Origin of the sequence: Planomonospora parontospora, from assembly GCA_014647935.1 — a bacterium.
Lineage (GTDB): Bacteria > Actinomycetota > Actinomycetes > Streptosporangiales > Streptosporangiaceae > Planomonospora > Planomonospora parontospora.
In genome coordinates, this window is the sequence record BMQD01000035.1 from 15,622 (window position 1) to 35,016 (window position 19,395).

General features: G+C 70.8%; 21 protein-coding genes. 17 read left to right on the top strand and 4 right to left on the bottom strand.

Features of this window, described 5'->3' with window-relative positions; genetic code table 11:
• Positions 1-840: a flagellar basal-body rod protein FlgF gene (gene flgF, locus IEZ07_RS31895; protein WP_191898210.1), complete on the top strand. Its 840-nt coding sequence runs from the start codon at positions 1-3 to the stop codon at positions 838-840.
• A 78-nt stretch (positions 841-918) separates the two neighbouring features.
• On the opposite strand, the gene IEZ07_RS31900 is transcribed toward flgF, so the two are convergent.
• Genes IEZ07_RS31900 through IEZ07_RS31910 form a run of 3 tightly spaced genes read right to left on the bottom strand, consistent with a single transcriptional unit; the run spans position 919 to position 1,759 of the window.
• Positions 919-1,194: a ribbon-helix-helix domain-containing protein gene (locus IEZ07_RS31900; RefSeq protein WP_191898211.1), complete on the bottom strand. Its 276-nt coding sequence runs from the start codon at positions 1,192-1,194 to the stop codon at positions 919-921.
• A gap of 32 nt (positions 1,195-1,226) precedes the next feature.
• Positions 1,227-1,538: a hypothetical protein gene (locus tag IEZ07_RS31905; protein WP_068904026.1), complete on the bottom strand. Its 312-nt coding sequence runs from the start codon at positions 1,536-1,538 to the stop codon at positions 1,227-1,229.
• Entirely contained in the window at positions 1,535-1,759 is a 225-nt protein-coding gene (locus IEZ07_RS31910) for a hypothetical protein (RefSeq protein ID WP_191898212.1), read from the bottom strand. Before IEZ07_RS31910 ends, IEZ07_RS31905 begins: the two co-directional genes overlap by 4 nt.
• 200 nt (positions 1,760-1,959) lie before the next feature.
• Between IEZ07_RS31910 and IEZ07_RS31915 the strand changes: the two genes are divergently transcribed.
• The 15 genes from IEZ07_RS31915 (at position 1,960) to IEZ07_RS31985 (ending at position 15,939) form a co-directional block, all read left to right on the top strand.
• Entirely contained in the window at positions 1,960-2,250 is a 291-nt protein-coding gene (locus IEZ07_RS31915; RefSeq protein ID WP_068904029.1) for a flagellar FlbD family protein, read from the top strand.
• A 2-nt stretch (positions 2,251-2,252) separates the two neighbouring features.
• Complete coding sequence (locus tag IEZ07_RS31920; RefSeq protein ID WP_068904030.1) at positions 2,253-3,029, top strand: motility protein A; 777 nt, start codon at positions 2,253-2,255, stop codon at positions 3,027-3,029.
• Positions 3,029-3,931, top strand: a complete 903-nt coding sequence (locus tag IEZ07_RS31925; protein ID WP_191898213.1) for an OmpA/MotB family protein — start codon at positions 3,029-3,031, stop codon at positions 3,929-3,931. The genes IEZ07_RS31920 and IEZ07_RS31925 overlap by 1 nt, the downstream gene beginning before the upstream one ends.
• A 27-nt stretch (positions 3,932-3,958) precedes the next feature.
• Positions 3,959-4,417, top strand: coding sequence for a flagellar basal body-associated FliL family protein (locus IEZ07_RS31930; protein WP_191898214.1), 459 nt, complete (start codon positions 3,959-3,961; stop codon positions 4,415-4,417).
• A 390-nt stretch (positions 4,418-4,807) separates the two neighbouring features.
• Positions 4,808-5,719, top strand: coding sequence for a flagellar motor switch protein FliM (locus tag IEZ07_RS31935; RefSeq protein ID WP_191898215.1), 912 nt, complete (start codon positions 4,808-4,810; stop codon positions 5,717-5,719).
• Positions 5,719-6,447, top strand: a complete 729-nt coding sequence (gene fliN / locus IEZ07_RS31940; RefSeq protein ID WP_191898216.1) for a flagellar motor switch protein FliN — start codon at positions 5,719-5,721, stop codon at positions 6,445-6,447. The genes IEZ07_RS31935 and fliN overlap by 1 nt, the downstream gene beginning before the upstream one ends.
• A gap of 55 nt (positions 6,448-6,502) precedes the next feature.
• Positions 6,503-7,054, top strand: a complete 552-nt coding sequence (gene fliO / locus IEZ07_RS31945; RefSeq protein WP_191898217.1) for a flagellar biosynthetic protein FliO — start codon at positions 6,503-6,505, stop codon at positions 7,052-7,054.
• Positions 7,054-7,959, top strand: coding sequence for a flagellar type III secretion system pore protein FliP (gene fliP / locus IEZ07_RS31950; protein ID WP_191898218.1), 906 nt, complete (start codon positions 7,054-7,056; stop codon positions 7,957-7,959). Before fliO ends, fliP begins: the two co-directional genes overlap by 1 nt.
• Positions 7,960-7,989: 30 nt before the next feature.
• On the top strand, positions 7,990-8,265 hold the full coding sequence (gene fliQ, locus IEZ07_RS31955) for a flagellar biosynthesis protein FliQ (RefSeq protein ID WP_068904043.1): 276 nt from the start codon (positions 7,990-7,992) through the stop codon (positions 8,263-8,265).
• A gap of 13 nt (positions 8,266-8,278) precedes the next feature.
• Positions 8,279-9,034, top strand: coding sequence for a flagellar biosynthetic protein FliR (locus IEZ07_RS31960; protein ID WP_191898219.1), 756 nt, complete (start codon positions 8,279-8,281; stop codon positions 9,032-9,034).
• Complete coding sequence (locus IEZ07_RS31965) at positions 9,031-10,116, top strand: EscU/YscU/HrcU family type III secretion system export apparatus switch protein (protein WP_191898220.1); 1,086 nt, start codon at positions 9,031-9,033, stop codon at positions 10,114-10,116. The genes IEZ07_RS31960 and IEZ07_RS31965 overlap by 4 nt, the downstream gene beginning before the upstream one ends.
• 609 nt (positions 10,117-10,725) lie before the next feature.
• Complete coding sequence (locus tag IEZ07_RS31970) at positions 10,726-11,049, top strand: hypothetical protein (RefSeq protein WP_191898221.1); 324 nt, start codon at positions 10,726-10,728, stop codon at positions 11,047-11,049.
• Complete coding sequence (locus IEZ07_RS31975; protein ID WP_191898222.1) at positions 11,046-12,284, top strand: glycosyltransferase family 2 protein; 1,239 nt, start codon at positions 11,046-11,048, stop codon at positions 12,282-12,284. Before IEZ07_RS31970 ends, IEZ07_RS31975 begins: the two co-directional genes overlap by 4 nt.
• 123 nt (positions 12,285-12,407) lie before the next feature.
• Positions 12,408-14,003 carry a DUF2334 domain-containing protein gene (locus tag IEZ07_RS31980; protein ID WP_191898223.1) on the top strand — a complete coding sequence of 532 codons (1,596 nt, stop codon included), beginning with the start codon at positions 12,408-12,410 and terminating at the stop codon, positions 14,001-14,003.
• 328 nt (positions 14,004-14,331) lie between these two features.
• A complete protein-coding gene (locus IEZ07_RS31985) occupies positions 14,332-15,939 on the top strand; it encodes a DUF2334 domain-containing protein (protein WP_191898224.1) in 1,608 nt (535 codons plus the stop codon).
• A gap of 138 nt (positions 15,940-16,077) precedes the next feature.
• Here the strand turns inward: IEZ07_RS31985 and IEZ07_RS31990 are convergent, their stop codons facing one another.
• A complete protein-coding gene (locus IEZ07_RS31990; RefSeq protein ID WP_191898225.1) occupies positions 16,078-16,767 on the bottom strand; it encodes a CHAP domain-containing protein in 690 nt (229 codons plus the stop codon).
• Positions 16,768-17,947: 1,180 nt separating this feature from the next.
• Here IEZ07_RS31990 and IEZ07_RS31995 point away from each other — a divergent pair.
• Positions 17,948-19,195 carry a hypothetical protein gene (locus IEZ07_RS31995; protein WP_191898226.1) on the top strand — a complete coding sequence of 416 codons (1,248 nt, stop codon included), beginning with the start codon at positions 17,948-17,950 and terminating at the stop codon, positions 19,193-19,195.
• The last annotated feature ends 200 nt before the right edge of the window (positions 19,196-19,395 follow it).

Here is a 19,395-nt window from a genome sequence, read left to right on the forward strand (position 1 = left end):
ATGCTCCGTTCCCTGTACTCCGGCATCAGCGGTCTGCGCGTCCACCAGACGATGATGGACGTCACCGGCAACAACATCGCCAACGTCAACACCACCGGCTTCAAGGGCTCCCAGACCGTCTTCCAGGACACCCTCAGCCAGATGATGCAGGCCGCGGGCGCGCCGCAGACCGGCACCCCCGGCGCGGGCGGCACCAACCCGGCCCAGGTCGGCCTGGGCGTGCGCCTGGCCGGCGTGCAGACCAACTTCGGCCAGGGCGCCGCGCAGACCACCGGGCGCAACCTCGACCTGATGGTCCAGGGCGACGGCTTCTTCGCCGTGCAGAAGGGCACCGAGCAGCTCTACACCCGCTCGGGCGCGTTCAACTTCGACGCCAACGGCGCCATGGTGACCACCGACGGCAACTTCGTGCTCGGCTGGAACGCCGCGACCGGCAACGTGCCGGTGCCCCCCACCGGGGCGCCGGAGCCGATCATGCTCCCCGGTGACGTGGAGTCCTTCACCATCTCCCCCGACGGCTCGCTCGTCGGCGTGCTCGCCGACGGCACCAAGCGCACGTTCGCCCAGGTCTCCATGGCGAACTTCGTGAACCCGGGCGGCCTGGAGAAGGCCGGCGGCTCGACCTACCGCGCCACCGTCAACTCCGGCGACGCCACCATCGGCACCGCGGGCACCGGCGGCATGGGCGCCCTGCAGACCGGCGCGCTGGAGATGTCCAACGTCGACCTCGGCCAGGAGTTCACCAACCTGATCATCGCCCAGCGCGGTTTCCAGGCCAACACCAAGGTCATCAGCACCTCCGACGAGCTGCTGAACGACCTGGTCAACCTCAAGCGCTAAGCGCTCCCCGCCCTCGGGGCGGGCCCACCGCGAAGGTCCCGGGACCCGGCCACGGCCGCGCCCCGGGACCTTCGGCGTTCACGCGGCCCCGGCGGCTCTGCGCCGGGCGGCCTCCTGGGCGTCACGCATCCGCTTCCGCAGATCGGCAGCCATCTCGGCGTGGCCTTCGGGGTCGGCGACCCGGTCATGCCTGATCCTCTCCGCCAGTACGGCGCGGGAGCGGCGGTCGTCGTCGAGGTATTGCCGGGCGAGTTCGGCGAACCAGCCGGAGACGGTCGTGCCCTGCTGCCCGGCCAGCATCCTGATCTCTTCGTACAGGTCACCGGGCAGGGTGATCGAGAGCTTCACAGCCATGTCGGCACCGTCCTCGGGAGCACCGTGATCGGTCAAGGACCGAAGGGCAGGCGTACGCGCTGCCCGAGAAGATCGTGACGGTCGGCGGGGACGGCGGCCACCAACTCGTGCAGCGAGGTGCGCGGCAGCCACTCGACCATGTACAGCAGCGCGGCTCCGTATCCGCGAATCGGCTCGGTGAGGTCGTCCTCCGGCAGGTCCACGTCTTTGATCCGAGCCGTGAGGACGACGTGGAAATCTTCATTGAAGTCGTCGGCGGAGACGATCAGACGAGGCTCCGGCGGAAGGACCAGGCTGTGCTTGATCGTCCAGATGTCGCCGAACCTGGGAACAGGGCCGGTCATGCCGTACGGGCCTGCTCTCGTTCGGCCAGTGCGGTGTCAAGGTACGAGGGGTCGAGATGCTGGTTGTGACGGGCTGCGATGCGGGCGAAGCGTCGTGCGCGCAGCCCGCGCTGTAGCAGGGTGTTCACGACTTCGCTGGCGCTGGTGCCGTTCTGTTTCGCTTCGGTTTCCACGGCGGCCGCGATAGCTTCGTCCACGGTGTACGTCTTGGAAATCCTCATAGGAATCATCGTATGTCGATGACGAGGTGACGTCCACGATGTCGGGCCGGTCAGCCGCGGCGAGGAATGCTCGCGCTGCTCGAAAGCGAGGACCTTGGTCCCGCCGGTTTTCTCAGGCGGCGCGGCGGGCGGCCGATGGAAGAGGTAACGCGGCCCGGCCACGGCCCGTCGACCCCTGACGACCTCAAGGACGGACCTCGGTGATCCTTCTTACGCGCCTCAACGGCCCGGAGTTCGCACTGAACCCCGACCTGATCGAACGGGCGGACCAGACCCCCGACACGGTGATCACCCTCGTGGACGGGACCAAGTACATCATCGCCGAGTCCCTCAGCGAGTTCCTCGGGCTGGTGCGCCGCTACCGCGCGGAGCTGATCGCCGACGCCGAGATCCTCGTCTCCTCCGGCACGCACCGCCTCCCGGCCACGGGCTCGGGCTCCGCCGACGCCGACCAGCAGCGGGTCGTCCGCCTTCACCGACAGGAGCGCTGACCATGGATCCGGCAACCCTGGCCGGCATCGGCATCGCGGTGGTCTCCATCTTCGTGATGATGATCCTCGAGGGCTCCAACCCGATGTCGATCATGCTGCTGGCCCCGATGATCCTGGTCTTCGGCGGCACCTTCGGCGTGGCGATGGCGGGCGGCGTGCTGAGCGACGCCACCGGCATCGTCGGGCAGATCAAGCGCGCCCTCACCGCCAAGCCCACGCCCGGCACCGACCTGGTCGACTCGATCGTCAAGCTCTCCGAGCGCGCCCGCCGCGAGGGCCTGCTGGCGCTGGAGGACGCGGTCAAGGAGGTCGAGGACCCGTTCCTGCGCCGCGGCCTGGAGCTGGCCATCGACGGCACCGACCCCGAGGAGCTCCGGGAGATCCTGGAGGCCGAGGTCGACGCCAAGCGCCGGGCCGACAAGGCCGGCGTGAAGATCTTCACCGACATGGGCGGCTACGCCCCCACGATCGGCATCATCGGCACCGTGGTCAGCCTCGTGCACGTGCTGGAGAACCTGAGCGAGCCCTCGAAGCTCGGCCACATGATCGGTGCCGCGTTCGTCGCGACCCTGTGGGGCGTGGCCAGCGCCAACGTGCTCTGGCTGCCCATCGGCAACCGGCTCAAGCGCATCAGCGAGCTCGAGGCCGCGCAGATGGAGCTCACCATCGAGGGCATCGCCAACATCCAGGCCGGCACCAACCCGCGCCTGGTCTCCCAGAAGCTCAAGAGCCTGCTGCCCCCGGGGGAGAACACCGCCGAGAAGGCGAAGGCCGCCTGATGAGCACCAAGCCCCACCGCCGCAAGAAACACGGCGGAGGCCATGAGGAGGAGGCCCACGCCGACGAGCGCTGGCTGGTCACCTACGGCGACATGCTCACCGTGCTGATGGCGCTGTTCATCGTGCTGTTCGCGATGAGCCAGGTCGACCAGAACAAGTTCAACGCGCTCAAGTCGAGCCTGTCGATGGCCTTCGGCCAGCCCGCGGTGACCTTCACCGCGCCGGGCAGTGCGGTGACCGGTGACGCCGGCGGCGGGCAGTCGGCTCCGATGGAGTTCTCGTCCGTGCTGGGCAAGGGCGCCGACGGGGAGGCCGAGAAGAAGGCCCGCGACGCCCTGGCCGCGCTCGACCGCGCCCGGGCCTCGGCCCGCGCGAAGAACGCGTCGGCGGAGGTCGAGAAGTTCGAGCGGATCAAGAAGAAGATCCAGGAGGCGCTGCGCAAGCAGAACGCCGCCGACAGCGTGCAGTTCCGCATCGACGAGCGCGGCCTGGTGGTGACCGTGGTCACCAGCTCGGTCGTGTTCGGCAACAACAGCGCCGAGCTGCTGCGGGACGGCCGGAAGATCATCGACTCGGTCGCGCCGGCGCTGCGCGCCGAGAAGAACTCCGTCGAGGTCGACGGGCACACCAACTGGCTGCCGGTCTCGTCGGGCCCGTACCCGTCGAACTGGGAGCTGTCGACCGCGCGCGCCTCCACGGTGGTGCGCCGGCTGGTGTCCAGGGGCATCCCGGCCAAGCGGCTGAACGCCTCCGGCTACGCCGACCAGCGGCCCCTGTACCCCGACACCGACCCCCGGTCGGTGTCGCTGAACCGCCGGGTCGAGGTGGTCGTCCTGTCCGACCTCGACGCCGCGACCAAGGCCCTGCTGCCGTCGGCGGCGGGCCAGTCCAGCACGAGCTGACCGAACCACACCCGGGAGACGAACACCATGGCCACCGCGAAGCTCAAGGCCGCGCCGGACGCCGAGGAGGCGAAGGAGGGCGGCAAGAAGTCCAAGAAGATGCTCTTCATCGGCGGCGGGGTCGTGCTGCTCCTCGCCGCCGCGGCGGCGGCCTACTTCCTGCTGTTCGCCGGAGGCGGGGAGGAGAAGGAGCCCGCGCCGGAGCCCGGCGCCGTGGCCGCCCTCGACGCGATCACGATCAACCTCGCCGACGGGCACTTCCTGAAGCTGAAGCTGGCCCTGCAGGCGACCGCCGAGGTCGCCGAGGCCCCCGACGGCAGCAAGGCCCTGGACCTGGCCATCGACCAGTTCAGCAACAAGGCGGTCGACGAGCTCTCCTCGGACAAGGCGCGCAACCTGGCCAAGCAGGAGCTGCTGGAGAAGATCGAGAAGTCCTACGAGGGCGAGATCATGGGCATCTACTTCACCGAGTTCGTCATGCAGTAGGCCGCGCCGCCGTACGGCCCGCCGCCGGTACCGCGCCGCCGCAGGGCACGCGGCGGGCACGCGGCAGGCACTGCGGCAGGCACTGCGGCAGGCACTGCGGCAGGCATGCGGCGCCGTACGGCCCGCGGCGGAACCGCCGGAGGGCGACCGGAGGACCGCAGAAGGACCACCGAGGAACATCGAAGGACGACCGAAGGACCGCCGAAGGAACGCTGAAGACGCAGGTGGGCGGGGGTGCGCACGCACACGGCCCCCGCCGCGGGAACGGGACCCTCCGCACGAGGTGAACCCGATTTCCGGCATTTCCTCATATCGGATGGATAACGGCCGATGTGTGATCTCGTGAGTCAGACGCAGCCTTCGGCCTCGACGCCCCGCTTGCTCGGACGGATGTCCCGCCGGGCGAAGACCTCCGATCCGCAGCCCTATGACTTCCGGCGTCCCATCAAGCTCTCCCGCGAGCACGTCCGCACGCTCCAGATCGCCTACGAGACGTTCGCCCGCCAGTACACGACCCTGCTCACCACGAGCCTGCGCGTCGTCTCCCAGGTCTCGCTGGTCTCCATCCAGCAGCTCACCTACGACGAGTACATCTCGGCGCTGGGCAACCCGACCATCGTCGCCACCGTCGACCTGGAGCCGCTGCCCGGCACCGCCATCATGGAGTTCTCGCTGGGCACCGCGATGGCCAGCATCGACCACCTGCTCGGCGGCCCCGGCGGCGCCCAGGCGGAGCGCCCGCTGACCGACATGGAGACGCCCCTCCTGCGCGACCTGCTCACCCGGGTCCTGGAGGAGATGCACTACGCGTTCGAGTCGATCACCGAGATCCACCCCAAGCTGGGCGTCATCGACTACAACCCGCAGTTCGTGCAGGCCTGCGCCCCCGCCGACGCGGTCATCGTGGCCTCCTTCGACATGCGGGTGGGCACCGAGGAGTGCCTGGGGACGATCTGCATGCCGTTCGCCTCGATCTTCCCCAAGCTCCAGGGCAACGACAACGACGTCACGCTCAGCTCGGGCCAGCGCGCCGCCCGCGAGGAGGCGCACCGCAACATGGCCGCCGCGCTCGGCACCACGCCGATCGACGTGGCGGTCCGCTTCGAGGCCGTACGGCTCCGCCCCGAGCAGATCATCGGCCTGGAGCCGGGCGACGTCGTGCCGCTCGGCCACCCCGTGACGGCGCCGCTGTCGGTGACGGCCGCGGACATCACCTTCGCCCACGCAGTGCCCGGTAGCCAGGGCCCGCGCCTGGCCTGCCTCGTCGTGCCCACGCCGCAGAACGAAACGGAAGCCCACTGATGACCACCACGATCACCGTCGCCCCCCGCGTGGAGCTCGGCATGGCCGCGGCCGAGGCCGCGCTGGCCCTGCTGCCCACCGGCGGCGCCCTGGAAGTCGGCACCCCCGTCTTCACCGTGCCGCAGGACCTGCCCGCCGGCCAGGCCGTGTGCGCCCGCTTCTCCGGCGCCACGCAGGGCGAGGTCGCGGTCGTCGTCGGCCAGGACCTGGTCGACGCCCTGCGCCAGAGCCCGCTCGGCGAGCTCGACCTGGCCAAGGCCGTGCAGCCCGCCCTGGAGGCGGCGGCCCGCAAGCTGGGCCCCGTCGTCCTGGAGCCGGCGCTGGCCACCGAGCCCGGGGTCGGCCTGGGCGCACTCGCCAACCGCGGCGAGCCGGTCTTCGTGCCGCTGCTGGAGGACGGCGCCGTGCGGGCCGTGCTCGCGCTGGTGGCGGTCCCGTGGCCGGCCCCGGCGGCCGCCCGCTCCACGGGCAACGCCAAGGCCCGGTTCGACCTGCTGCACGACGTCGAGATGAGCGTCACCGCCGAGCTCGGCCGCACCCGGATGACCGTCCGGGAACTGCTCTCGCTCGCGCCCGGCGCCGTGGTCGAGCTGGACCGCGCCGCGGGCAGCCCCGTGGACCTGCTGGTCAACGGCCGCCTGGTCGCGCGCGGCGAGGTCGTCGTGATCGACGAGAACTTCGGCATCCGCGTCACCGAGATCCTCTCCCCCGGCGGAGAGCGGCAGTAGCCGCAGCCGCCGCCCGCCGCCGCAGACCGTCCCGACGTAGGAGCAGCACCCCGCAATGTTCGAGACCGTTCTGAGAATCACGTTCTCGCTCCTGGTCGTCCTGCTCCTGGTGTGGGGGCTGTCGAAGGTGGCCCGCAAGCCGCTGGCCGGGCGGAGCGGGGGACTGCTCACCGTGGTCGCCCGCCAGCAGCTGAGCCGCAACTCCTCCGTCGCGGTCGTCCGGGTGACCGACCGAGCCCTGGTGCTCGGCGTCACCGACGGCCAGGTGACCCTCCTGGCCGAGGCGGACCTGGAGGCCGTGGAGCGCTACGCGGAGCAGTCCGAGCAGCGCATCCCCGTCTCCCTGCCGGCCGTTCTCCCGTCAGCCGACTCCTCTCCGGCTGATGCGGGAACGGCCGGGCAGGGTCCTTCCGAGGGCCCCCTCGCAGGGCTCGGCGCGCTGCCCCGCTCGCTGGCCGCGTTGCGGCCCGGCGCGAAGGGCGCCGCCTCCGGAGCCCTCCCCGCAACCGAGCCGGCCCGCACCGGCGCCCTGGCCGGATCGGCGCTCTCGCCCCGGACCTGGAAGACCGCCCTGGAACTCCTGCGCGAACGGACGGCTCGCAACTGATGAAGCGCATCCTCAGCCTGGCCCTGACCGGCCTGGCCGTGGCAGGCACGCTCGTGCTCGGCGCGCCGGCGGCGTCCGCGGCCATCCAGCCGGTACGGACCGCCACCGCGACCGCCACCGCCACCGCGGGCACCGCCGTCACCGCGGCCGCCGCCTCCACCGGTACGGCCTCCGCCGCCCGGCCCGCCGCGCTCGCCCCGCTGGCCTCGCCCGGCCCCAAGGGCCCGACCGGCCCCGGCAAGGACTCGGTGACGATCGACCTCAACGGCGTGGGCGGCAAGCCCAGCCAGTCGATCGTCCTCATGCTGGGCCTGACGGTGCTGTCCGTGGCGCCGGCGATCCTGCTGCTCTGCACCAGCTTCACCAAGATCTTCGTGGTGCTCAGCATCACCCGCAACGCGCTGGGCCTGGCCAACGTCCCGCCGAACCAGGTGCTGGCCGGTCTGGCGATCTTCATCAGCCTGTTCATCATGGGCCCGGTCGCCTCGGACGTGAACGACAAGGCGATCCAGCCCTACCTCAAGGGCGAGAAGAGCGTCTCGCAGGCCGTCGAGGCCGGCACCCCGGCGGTGCGGGAGTTCCTGACCAAGCACACCCGCAAGGACGACCTGGCGCTCTTCACCAAGATCGCCGACCAGCCGAAGCCGGCCAACGCCGACGCGGTGCCGATGACCACGCTCATCCCGGCGTTCGTCCTGTCGGAGCTGCGGGCCGCGTTCATCATCGGGTTCGTCATCTACGTGCCGTTCCTCATCATCGATCTGGTCATCTCGGCCGCTCTCATGTCGATGGGCATGATGATGCTCCCGCCGGTCACGGTGGCGATGCCCTTCAAGCTCCTGCTCTTCGTGCTCGTCAACGGCTGGGGACTCATCGTGACGTCCCTGGTCGGCAGTTACCAGTAGCCCGGCTTCCAGGTAAGGACCTCCACGACCGTGACCGACACCCAGGTGCTGCACATCGGCACCCAGGCCATGACGCTCGCCACCAAGCTGGGCGCCCCGATCCTGGTGACCGCGCTGCTCATCGGTTTCGTCATCTCGCTCTTCCAGTCGGTGACCCAGATCCAGGAGGTCACCCTCTCCTTCGTGCCCAAGGCGGCCGGGGTGTGCGTGGCCCTCATCTTCAGCGGCAACTGGATGCTGCACGAGATGGTGGCGTTCACCACGCAGCTGTTCGACCAGGTCCCGCAGCTCATCCACGGCGGCTGAGCCGGTGGAGGGGATGCTGTCGGAGACCACGCTGGTCGCGCTGCTGCTCGCCTCGGTCCGGTCGGCCGCCTGGCTGCTGATCAGCCCGCCGTTCAACAACAAGGCGATCCCCGGCCAGGTCAAGGCGCTGCTCGCCGTCGCGATCGCGCTGCCGCTGGCCCCCAAGCTGGCCGCCCAGATCTCCGACGTCTCCCCCGCCGCCATGCTGGTCGTCGCCGCCGAGCAGGCCGTGGTCGGCGTCGCCCTCGGCTTCCTGACCGCCATGGTCTTCGCCGCGGTCCAGGCCGCCGGAGACCTCCTGGACATCTTCGGCGGCTTCTCCCTGGCCACCGCCTTCGACCCGATGTCGATGTCGTCCAACTCGGTGTTCGGCAAGTTCTACGGCCTGCTCTGCACCACGCTGCTGCTGGTCAGCGGCGGCTACCAGTTCGTGCTGCTGGGCTTCACCCAGACCTACCGGCTGCTCCCGCTGGACGGCGCCCTGTCGCTGGACACCCTCAGCGAGCTGATCACCGGCGGCCTGGCCGAGCTGTTCGTCTCCGCCCTGCAGATCGCCGGCCCGATCATCGCGGTGCTGTTCATCGCCGACCTCGCGCTCGGCCTGCTCAGCAAGGCCGCCCCGGCCCTGAACGCCTTCTCCCTCGGATTCCCGGTGAAGATCTTCCTGACCCTGGCCCTGGCCGGCATCGCCATCTCGGTGCTGCCCGGCGTGATCGACGGGCTGACCGACCGCGCGGTGCGCATGATGACGGGACTGGCGAACGGATGAGCGGCGGAGGCGGCGGAGAGAAGACCGAGCAGCCCACAGCGAAGAAGAAGCAGGACGCGCAGAAGGAAGGGCAGATCGCCCGGACGCCGGACTTCGCCGCATGGGCGTCGATGCTGGCGGCGGGCGTGCTCATGCCGATGGTGCTGGAGGACTCGGTCGAGGCGGCCGAGGGCATCATGCTCCGGGTGGGCGAGGTCATCGAGAACCCCGACCCGGCGCTGGTGCTGCAGATCCTCATCTCCGGCCTGGGCGACGCCATGCTGGCCGTCGCGCCGATCGCGGCCGCCACCGTGGTCATCACCCTGGCCGCCGCCGCGGCCCAGGGCGGCCTGAAGCCGGCCACCAAGCTGTTCAAGCCGCAGTTCAAGAAGCTCAACCCGCTGCAGGGCCTGAAGCGGATGTTCGGCGGGCAGGCGCTGTGGGAGAGCGCCAAGGCGCTGATGAAGACCGCCACGCTGACCGGCATCGCCTACATGGCGATCCGCGACCTGATCCCGATCCTGCTGGCCTCCGGCTCCCTGCCCCTGGGCGTGCTGCTGTCCAGCGCCGGCGACGCGATCCTGTCGCTGATGCGTTTCGCGGGCGCCACCGGCCTGGCGCTGGCCGCCGCCGACTACGCGATGGCGCGCCGCCGCATCGGCAAGCAGCTGAGGATGACCAAGCAGGAGGTCAAGGAGGAGTACAAGCGCTCCGAGGGCGACCCCCACGTCAAGGGGCAGATCCGCGCCCGCCAGCAGGCGATGGCCCGCAACCGCATGATGGCCGACGTCCCCACGGCCGACGTGGTCCTGGTCAACCCCACCCACGTCGCGGTGGCGCTGCGCTACGACCCGGCCAAGGGCGCCCCCCGGGTGGTCGCCAAGGGCTCCGGCACCATCGCGGCGAAGATCCGCGAGATCGCCGCCGAGAACCGCATCCCGATGGTCCAGGACGTCCCGCTGGCCCGCGCGCTGCACAAGAGCTGCGACATCGGCCAGGAGATCCCGGCCGAGATGTACGGCGCGATCGCCAAGGTGCTGGCCTTCGTGATGACCCTCAAGGCCAAGGGCTCCGCCGCCGGCACCCACCGCCTCGCCGCCTGAGAGCGGCATCGGCCGCCTCTGACCGCACGATGAAGCCCTCCGAACGTCCGTTCGGAGGGCTTCCGCCGCTCCCCCGGTGGGCGGACGGCCGAGGCGGGAGGCCCTGGCCGCAGGACCGCCGGACGGGATCACGCAGGCCGCCACCGCACGGGACCCGGCCCGCCCTCCGGGGGAGCGGCCGCCGGCTCCCGGAGCTGAGGGAAACGCGAGTGCGGTGTCCCTATAAGAGAAGAAGATCCTATTTTGTTACCGTGTGTGAGTATCACGCTACGTAATATATTTGACGCCCGGTTTGCCATTTTCGTGACGGACAGTTAGTGTGACCGGGAGGCCGCAGGCAGGGGCATATGCCTGCGGCATTCAGCGGGTACGCGATGATCCGGGACGGCCTCAACGGCGCTTGACGGCGCACGTAGGAATTCGGCCGCCTAGCCGTTCCGGGGAGCCAATGGCGAGACCGAACCCAGCCGTCATCTGACGTCCTTCCATCGAAGGCGTCCGGGTTCTTCTTCGTCGTGGGAGTCCTTGCCATGCCCGCCTGCTCCGCGCCTCCGCCGTGCGCTCCGCTCTCCGCCTCCGCCCTCCGGGCGATCGCCGGGGGTGCCTGAGATGTACGCCAACAGCGCCCTCGCGCTCACCGGCGCCGGAATGAGCGTGGCCGGCTCCGTCGCCCTCCCGCCCCTGCACTCCGGTTCCTCCGCCGACGCCGCCCTGTCCCCCGCCGCGGACGTGGCCCGCACCCTGCTGATGATCACCGGCGCGGGCTTCGGCCTCTTCCTGCTGGCCATGGCCGTCCTGCTGGCCGCCGGCGCCGTGCTGCGCGGCGTCGACGCCGCCCGCCGCCGGCGCGCCCTGCCGCGGGCCGACCGCCGCGCCCGTCATACCGCCGCCGGCGCCGAGGGCCGGAACCAGGTGGCGGAGCTGCTGCGATGAGCCCCCTGCTCTGGCTGAGCTCGGCGGTCATCGTGCTCGGGCTCGGCTACACCTGCGTGATGTTCGTGCTGTCGCGGGGCGTGCGCCGCCCCGCCCGACCGGCCGAGCCCGCGCCGTTCTACGTCTTCCTGATGGCCTGCCTGGACGAGGAGAAAGTGCTCGCCGCCAGCCTGCAGCGGCTGCGCGGCCTGCCCGGCGACCTCGCGGTACTGGTCGTCGACGACGCCTCCTCCGACGCCACCGCCGACATCGTCCGCGACGCCGCGGCCGAGGACGGCCGGATCTGGCTGCTGCAGCGCACCCTGCCGGACGCCCGCCGCGGCAAGGGCGCGGCCCTCAACGCGGGCCTGGCCCACCTGCTGGACTCCGGGCTGCTGACCGGGCGCGACCCCGACCGGGTGGTCGTGTGCGTGCTCGACGCCGACGGGCGCCTGGACACCGACGCCCTGGAGGAGGTCACGCCGTACTTCGCCGACCCCGGCACCGGCGCGGTCCAGGTCGGCGTGCGGATGTACAACCGGCACACCGGCCTGCTGGCCCGGCTGCAGGACATGGAGTTCGTCGTCTACACCGACGTCTTCCAGAACGGCCGCCGCCACCTGGGCAGCGTCGGCCTCGGCGGCAACGGCCAGTTCATGCGGCTGAGCGCGCTCACCCGGCTGGGCGCCGACCCGTGGAGCGACTGCCTGACCGAGGACCTCGACCTCGGCGTGCGCATGCTCGCCGCCGGCTGGCAGAACCGGTTCTGCCACACCACCGCCGTGCACCAGCAGGCGGTCCTGTCGCCCAAGCGGCTGGTACGGCAGCGCTCGCGCTGGTTCCAGGGCCACCTGCAGGCCGGCAGGCTGCTGCCGCTGGTCATCCGCCGCGCGCCGTTCGCCGCCGCGCCGGACCTGGTCTACCACCTGCTCAGCCCGTGGTTCCTGCTGCTGACCTCGCTGCTGCCGCTGGCGTTCCTCGCCTCCGGCGCGGCCCTGGCGCTGGCCTCGCTGCAGGCCGGGCAGAGCGTGGTCTCGCCCGCCGTGTTCGCCGCCTGGTACGCGCTCTCCTTCGGCGTCGGCCTGATCTACGGCTACGTGTACTGGCGCCGCGACCGGGAGCTGGGCCTGCTGCGCTCCCTGCTGCTGGGGCACGCGTTCGTGCTCTACGGCTACCAGTGGTTCGCGGCCGGCTGGTGGGCGGTGGGGCGCGCCCTCTCCGGCCGCCAGACCTGGCTCAAGACCGCCCGCACCTGACGCGGACCGCACCCGGCGCAGACCGCACCTGACGCGGACCGCCTCCGCACCCGTCCCCGGCCCGTGCCGCCGCATCCGGCCGCCGGACCGCACACCCGACCGCCGCCTCGTCCCGGGACTGACATGACCGCATCGCCCCGCTCCCGTTCCCGCCTCCGCGCGCTGGCCCTGACCGTGCTGACGGCGCTGACCGCCGGGCTGCTCCTGGCCGCCGGCTCGGCTCCGCAGTCCGCGGCCACCGCCCGGGCGGGCGGCTTCACCGGCGGCCTGGCCGGCACCGGCCGCTCCACGCTCGTGCTGTACGACACGACCGGCCGGTGGGCGCCGACCGGCGAGCTGTACGCCGCCCAGGCCGCCAACCTGACCGGCCACTTCGGCACGTTCACCGCCCTGCCGGTGACGTCCTACACCGCCGGCGCGATGGACTCCTACACCGCGGTGGTCTACGTCGGCTCCACCTACGACGAGCCGCTGCCGGAGGCGTTCCTGGCCGACGTGCGCGCCGCCGTGCGCCCGGTGATCTGGCTGAACAACAACATCTGGCAGCTGGCCGCCTCCAGCCCCACCTTCGCCGCCGACCACGGCTGGGCGCCGTCCTCGTTCGACCAGGGTGCCATCGACAAGGTCGTCTACAAGGGCCGCACCCTCGCCCGCGACACCGCCGACACCGCCAGCGTGATGGCCTACGCCACGCTCGACGAGACCAAGGCGAAGGTCCTGGCCACCGCCGTGCGCACCGACGGGACCCGCCTGCCCTGGGCGGTGCGCTCGGGCAACCTGACCTACGTCGGCGAGATGCCCTTCGCCTACACCGTGACGGCCGGCCGCTACCTGGCCTTCGCCGACCTGCTGTTCGACGCGCTCGCCCCGGAGACCGCCGAGCGCCACCGGGCCCTGCTCCGCCTGGAGGACATCGGCCCCGCCGCCGACCCGGCCGGCCTCATGGCGGTCGCCGCCGAGCTGAAGAAGCGCCGCGTCCCCTACTCCTTCGGCGTCTACACCCTGCACCGGGAGCCGGAGAAGGACGTCGAGATCCGGCTGCGGGACCGGCCCGAGGTCGTCGCGGCGATCAAGTACATGCTCGCCAACGGCGGCACGATGATCATGCACGGCTACACCCACCAGTACGGCACCAAGGCCAACCCCTACAACGGCGCCAGCGGCGACGACTTCGAGTTCTACGCCACCCACGTCGACGAGAAGGACTACGTGGTCTACGACGGCCCCGTCGCCGGCGACTCCTTCGAATGGGCGCAGGGCCGCCTGGACGCCGCGGCGGCGGAGTTCCGCGCCTCCGGCCTGCCGGTGCCGACGATCTTCGAGTTCCCGCACTACGCCGGGTCGGCCGAGGACTACCGGGCGGTGCGCTCGCGCTTCGCCGCCCGCTACGAGCGCGGCATGTACTTCGCCGGCACGCTGTCGGGCACCGCCGTACGGTACGACCACTCGGCCGGGCAGTTCTTCCCCTACACCGTCACCGACGTCTACGGCTCCAAGGTGATCCCGGAGAACCTCGGCAACCTCATCCCCACCGGCTACAACAACCACCCGTCGGTGCTCCCGGCAGACCTGGTCGAGGCCGCCCGGGCCAACCTCGTCGTCCGCGACGGGGTGGCCAGCTTCTTCTACCACCCCTACCTCGGCACCGGGCGGCTCGGCGAGATCATCGACGGCATCAAGAGCCTGGGCTACACGTTCGTGCCCGCGAGCGCCATGTAGGCCGGACGGGGGACCGGGCACCGGGCGGCACGGCGGGCGGTCCGCGACCGCCGTGCCGCCCGTGTCACTCTCGGTGGAGAACGCGGTGATCGATTTGCCGCACTGGTGACCGAAAGTTACTCTGAACGAGAACCCGCAGGTAGGGGCATATGCCGCGGTAGTTCACGGGGTAAGCGATGATCCGGGACGGCCTCAACGGCGCTTGACGGCGCACGTAGGAATTCGGCCGCCTAGCCGTTCCGGGGAGCCAATGGCGAGACCGAACCCACACCCTGTCATGCGACGCCCCGGCGGCGTCGATCTCGCTTCGTTGTGGGGGTCTTCCCGTATGCCCGCTTCCTCCCTCCGGCGCAGGGCCGTCCTGCCCGCGCTGGCGGCCCTGCTCTCCGCCGTGCTGCTGCTCACCACCGGCCTCGCGACGCCGACCGCGTCCGCGTCCGCCGCGTCCGCGGGCGCGTCCGCCAGGGCCAAGGCCTTCACCGGCGGCCTGGCCGGCACCGGCCGCTCCACGCTCGTGCTGTACGACACGACCGGCCAGTGGGGCTGGCTGGGCGAGCTGTACGCCGCCCAGACCGCCAACCTGACCGGCCACTTCGGCACGTTCGCCGCGCTGCCCGTCTCGGCGTACACCGCCGGCGCCATGGACGCCTACACCGCGGTGGTCTACGTCGGCTCCACCTACGACGAGCCGCTGCCGGAGGCGTTCCTGGCCGACGTGCGCGACGCCGACCGCCCGGTGATCTGGATGAACAACAACATCTGGCAGCTCACCGCCTCCATCCCCACCTTCGCCGCCGACTACGGCTGGATGTGGTCGCAGTTCGACTTCGGCACCGTCGAGGGCGTCGTCTACAAGGGCAGGGACCTGTCGCGCGACGGCCGCAACGCCTCCGGCATCATGGACTACGCCTCGGTCGACGAGACCAAGGCCGAGGTCCTGGCCGCCGCGGTGCGCGAGGACGGCACGCGGATCCCGTGGGCGGTCCGCTCGGGCGAGCTGACCTACATCGGTGAGATCCCCTTCGCCTACACCACCGCCTCCGACCGCTACCTGGTCTTCTCCGACCTGCTGTTCGACGCGCTCGCCCCGCAGACCAAGGAGCGCCACCGGGCCCTGCTCCGCCTGGAGGACATCGGCCCCAACGCCGAGCCGGCCGAGCTGATGAAGATCGCCGTCGAGCTGAAGCGCCGGAAGATCCCCTACTCCTTCGGCGTCTACACCGTCTACAAGGAGCCGGGCAAGACCGTCGCGCTCCGGCAGCGCCCCCTGGTGGTCGCGGCGATCAAGTACATGCTCGCCAACGGCGGCACGATGATCGCCCACGGCTACACCCACCAGTACACCGACGCGCCCAACCCCTACAACGGCACCAGCGGCGACGACTTCGAGTTCTACACCGCGCACGTCGACGAGCAGAACTACGTCCGCTACGACGGCCCCGTGGCCGAGGACTCCCCCGCCTGGGCGGCGGACCGGATCGAGAAGATGAAGGCGGAGTTCCGCGCCGCCCGGCTCCCGGTGCCGCAGTACTTCGAGTTCCCGCACTACGCCGGGTCCGCCGTGGACTACGAGGCCGTCCGCCGGGCCGGGTTCAAGGCCCGCTACGAGCGCAGCCTCTACTTCGCCGGCACGCTCTCGGGCACGGCGCCGCAGTACGACCACATGGCCGGGCAGTTCTTCCCCTACACCGTCACCGACGTCTACGGCTCCAAGGTGATCCCGGAGAACGTCGGCAACATCGAGCCGGAGTCCTTCAACAACCACCCGGTGGTCCTCCCGGCCGACCTGGTCAAGGCCGCCCGGGCCAACCTCGCCGTCCGCGACGGCGTGGCCAGCTTCTTCTACCACCCCTACCTCGGCACCAAGTGGCTGCTGGAGACCGTCGACGGCATCAGGAAGCTCGGCTACACCTTCGTGCCGGCCTCCGCGATGTGAGCACCGGCGGCGCGTGAAAAGGGGGAGGGGACACGGCGTGTGCCGTGTCCCCTCCCCCTTGCGCGCACCGCGCGGATCCCCGTCCCGGGAAGCCCCGCGTTCCGCCTCGCCGCCCGGTTCCGCGGCGGCGGCACCGCGTCAGGACGCGTACTGCGGGTAGCCGTAGCCGGCGACCTGGGACTTGGGCCGGACGCGCTCCTCGACCTTGCCGTTGCCGGTGTTGCCCTCGATGGTGGAGATGGTGCCGTCGCCGTTGTCCTTCTTGACCAGGCCGACGTGGTCGATGCCGGACAGGTCGTCGCCCTGCTCCCAGTCGAAGAAGACGACCGCGCCCGGGGCGGCCTTCTTGCCCAACTTGCCGTTGGCCTCGAACCACTCGGCGTAGGTGACGGTATAGGCGTCCCAGCCGACGGTGGTCCGCATGCCGGTCTGCTCGCCGACCCAGGAGACGAACATCGCGCACCAGGGGGCGTCGGAGTAGGCCTTGACGCTGCCGCCGTCGCGCTCGACGGTCTCCTGCGCCCGCTGGGACTTCATGTACCACTTGTGGAACTTGGTGCCGCCGCCGTCGGAGTTCTCCTCCACGCCGACCTGCGTCCGGGCGACCTTCAGCAGGGCGTCCGCCGTCACCCGCGGCTTGACGGCCTGGGACTGCGCCGGAGCCGGGGCCGCGGCCTGCGCCGGGGCCTGCAGCGGGGCCTGCGCGGGGGCCGGGGCCTGCGGCGCGGTGTCGGCGTGGGCCGTACCGGTGGTCAGGGCGGTCCCGGCGGCCAGGGCCAGGCCGAGGGCGGCGGTGAGGGTGCGGGTGCGGGCGGTGGTGGCAGTCATGGGAAGAGAAGATCCTTCGTCAGGGTGCAGGTCATCCCTCGGCCGGAGGGCGGTGCTCGGGTTTTCAGGCCGTTGCGACCGTCGTCCGGTCGACTCCCTCCAGTAAGCCGTCCGGATGTAGCACACAAAGTGCGCTTGAGGTGCAGAACGGTTGCCGCCCTCGAGAAGCCCTCAGATCCGTCCGGGAACGGCCGATGCTCGCCTTTCTCCCATCCGGCGGCCGCGATTTCCCCGGATCCGCCGCGGCCCCCTCCGGCGCGCGCGGAGAAGGCGGCGGCGTTCCGCCGACGCCGGAGGGCGGTGGGCGGGAACGGCCGGCGCCAGGGTACGCGTCCGCCCGCACTCTGGCGCACCCTCCGGACCGGGAAGCGCATAACGGGACGTATGGATAAAACCGCGAAAAGGTATGGGATTCGCCTTTAATGCGAGCACCCCGGGCCCTGACCGGAGAACGTCGAATCTTTTTCGCGACGCGCCGGGGGAACTGCTCGATCGGAGATTCGCCAATTCGATATAACTGCAGTCATGAGTGGAAGCAAACGCGGACCTGATCCGAAGTGGGGACCTGTGAAGCAGCACCCCTTGCGGGTGCCCGTAGACCTGCTCGGAGACATCAAAGCCTCCGCCCAGCAGCGCGGATGTTCTGTGAACGAGTACATCGTCACGGTGCTCGCACGTGAGCATGACTACGTTCTGGCCCCGCCCCCGCGACCGGTGGCTCAGGAGCCGCTCCCACTCATCGAGGGACGGCAGCACGCAGCGGCGTGAACTTTACCGTTTTCACACGGAGGGAGATCCCGAAGGGTTAATCTACGACCGCTGATCGACAGCGGCCCATAAATGCGGAAGCCCCCGCGCTACCAGGCCTCAGAAACCGTACGCGAGGGACTTCCCCAATACACACACCAGATGACCAGGTTCGAAATCGTTTCGCACCGGCACCGGCCCCGGACCGCCGTAGACGGTTCTGGATCGCGCCCCTGCGTTCCGAGCTCGATTCTGTATGTCGTCTGGGTCTTTACACCTGGAGACCACCATAGACGATGAGTCCCCGGGTCGGCCAGTGACGCCCGGAAACTGCCGTCTCCGCGTGTCCCGATCTCGACCCGTCCCCCAGAATATACGGTTTCGCTTTTCTATGTCCCCCATTGGCAAAAACACCTCCCGGCGTGTCCGCCGCATGCTGAACATCGCCGGCGGCGACCTGATCGTCGCGCCCTCCGTCGAGCTCTGGCTCGCCGCCGTCGCGGCCGACCCCGAGGAGGCCTCGCGCCGCACGGACTGGTGGCGCAACACGAACGCCGTGATGCGGGCCGTCGCCCGCCGCATCGACGGACACATGATCACCTCGCCCAAGCGCGGCGGCACCTGGAGCGTCATGGCCGACGACGCCGGCGTCCGCCGCCGCACCTTCGCCGGGCGGCTCGCCTGGGCCAAGGAGCGCGGCTACCTGCTGCAGATCACCGAGGGATCGACCCCCCGCTACCGGTCCGGCACCTTCCGGGGCCTGCTCGACGACGGCCTCGGCAACCTCGCCGCCGAGTACCTCCTCACCATCCCCATCGACGCACTGCGGACCCTCGGGCTCGACGACGAGCAGGTGGAGGAGCTGATCCGCGAGCCCGAGCCCCAGCCCATGATCCGCGAGCCCTTCCCCGCCATGTCCCAGGAGGAGTGGAAAGAGGCCCCCTGGCCTGTGGAAACGCTGGCTGCGCGCGAAATTTGCACCCCCCGGGTTTCAGCTTTTTCACCGCGAGAAAGTAAACCCCTACGTGCGCGCGACGCGCGTGATACACGGCCGCGCTGGCCGAGCGCAAGCCCTCCGACCACGAAACCCGAGCGGCTCTGGCCGAACACCGTCACGCCGGGGAAGAAATCGGACAGACTCGAGGCCTGCGAGCGGCTGCGCTACGAGGACCAGACGCTGCGCGGCGTGTCGGCGAAGTACCTGCGGTCGCTGCTGCGTCCCCTCTTCGCCGCCGGGGCGACCCTCGCCGACGCCAAGTACGTGATCAACCACCGGCCGGACGGGCGGCCGTGGCCCAACACCGACCCGCCGCGCAACCTCGTCGGCTGGGTCCGCCACCGGGTCTCGACCTGGTTCGACAAGGAGACCGGCAGGCTCGCCGCCCCGCTGCCGTCCCAGGTCATCGCCAGGGCCGACCGCAGGCGCCGGGCCGAACAGGCCGCCCGGGCCGAGGAGCGGGCCCGGCTGGAGGCCCGGCGCGTGGACCCGCCCGCGGAGCTGATCGGGCCGCTGCGGGCCCGCCTGCAGGCCATCGCCGCCGCCTCCCGGGAGCGCCGGAAGGCCTCCGCCGACCAGCAGGTCCCCGCGCGGGCCTCCCGGCCCGGCACCGACCGGCTCGGCCGCCGCTGGGGCTCTCCGGGTGCGGGGGCCGGCGCGGCGATCGGGGCCTCGGGCGCGTGACGCACCGCCGGTCTCGGACGGTGTAAATCTACTGTGTAAAGGCCTATCTTCGCAGATGTCCGTATATCTCATCAATGCGTGGAGCAGCCAGGGAGCCGGAGGCGGACGACCCTCAGGAGACCGCGGACGCACCCTCCCGGCGCGGACCGCCCGCCCCAGCACCCGGCCCGACCTCCTACTGCGCCCCGCCGTGATCCTCG

What these genes read in the sequence shown, in the direction of transcription:
- flgF (WP_191898210.1), top strand. Translation starts at nt 1, where the DNA reads ATGCTCCGTTCCCTGTACTCCGGCATCAGCGGTCTGCGCGTCCACCAG.
- IEZ07_RS31900 (WP_191898211.1), bottom strand. Translation starts at nt 1,194, where the DNA reads ATGGCTGTGAAGCTCTCGATCACCCTGCCCGGTGACCTGTACGAAGAG.
- IEZ07_RS31905 (WP_068904026.1), bottom strand. Translation starts at nt 1,538, where the DNA reads ATGACCGGCCCTGTTCCCAGGTTCGGCGACATCTGGACGATCAAGCAC.
- IEZ07_RS31910 (WP_191898212.1), bottom strand. Translation starts at nt 1,759, where the DNA reads ATGAGGATTTCCAAGACGTACACCGTGGACGAAGCTATCGCGGCCGCC.
- IEZ07_RS31920 (WP_068904030.1), top strand. Translation starts at nt 2,253, where the DNA reads ATGGATCCGGCAACCCTGGCCGGCATCGGCATCGCGGTGGTCTCCATC.
- IEZ07_RS31925 (WP_191898213.1), top strand. Translation starts at nt 3,029, where the DNA reads ATGAGCACCAAGCCCCACCGCCGCAAGAAACACGGCGGAGGCCATGAG.
- IEZ07_RS31930 (WP_191898214.1), top strand. Translation starts at nt 3,959, where the DNA reads ATGGCCACCGCGAAGCTCAAGGCCGCGCCGGACGCCGAGGAGGCGAAG.
- IEZ07_RS31935 (WP_191898215.1), top strand. Translation starts at nt 4,808, where the DNA reads ATGTCCCGCCGGGCGAAGACCTCCGATCCGCAGCCCTATGACTTCCGG.
- fliN (WP_191898216.1), top strand. Translation starts at nt 5,719, where the DNA reads ATGACCACCACGATCACCGTCGCCCCCCGCGTGGAGCTCGGCATGGCC.
- fliO (WP_191898217.1), top strand. Translation starts at nt 6,503, where the DNA reads ATGTTCGAGACCGTTCTGAGAATCACGTTCTCGCTCCTGGTCGTCCTG.
- fliP (WP_191898218.1), top strand. Translation starts at nt 7,054, where the DNA reads ATGAAGCGCATCCTCAGCCTGGCCCTGACCGGCCTGGCCGTGGCAGGC.
- IEZ07_RS31960 (WP_191898219.1), top strand. Translation starts at nt 8,279, where the DNA reads ATGCTGTCGGAGACCACGCTGGTCGCGCTGCTGCTCGCCTCGGTCCGG.
- IEZ07_RS31965 (WP_191898220.1), top strand. Translation starts at nt 9,031, where the DNA reads ATGAGCGGCGGAGGCGGCGGAGAGAAGACCGAGCAGCCCACAGCGAAG.
- IEZ07_RS31970 (WP_191898221.1), top strand. Translation starts at nt 10,726, where the DNA reads ATGTACGCCAACAGCGCCCTCGCGCTCACCGGCGCCGGAATGAGCGTG.
- IEZ07_RS31975 (WP_191898222.1), top strand. Translation starts at nt 11,046, where the DNA reads ATGAGCCCCCTGCTCTGGCTGAGCTCGGCGGTCATCGTGCTCGGGCTC.
- IEZ07_RS31980 (WP_191898223.1), top strand. Translation starts at nt 12,408, where the DNA reads ATGACCGCATCGCCCCGCTCCCGTTCCCGCCTCCGCGCGCTGGCCCTG.
- IEZ07_RS31985 (WP_191898224.1), top strand. Translation starts at nt 14,332, where the DNA reads ATGCCCGCTTCCTCCCTCCGGCGCAGGGCCGTCCTGCCCGCGCTGGCG.
- IEZ07_RS31990 (WP_191898225.1), bottom strand. Translation starts at nt 16,767, where the DNA reads ATGACTGCCACCACCGCCCGCACCCGCACCCTCACCGCCGCCCTCGGC.
- IEZ07_RS31995 (WP_191898226.1), top strand. Translation starts at nt 17,948, where the DNA reads ATGCTGAACATCGCCGGCGGCGACCTGATCGTCGCGCCCTCCGTCGAG.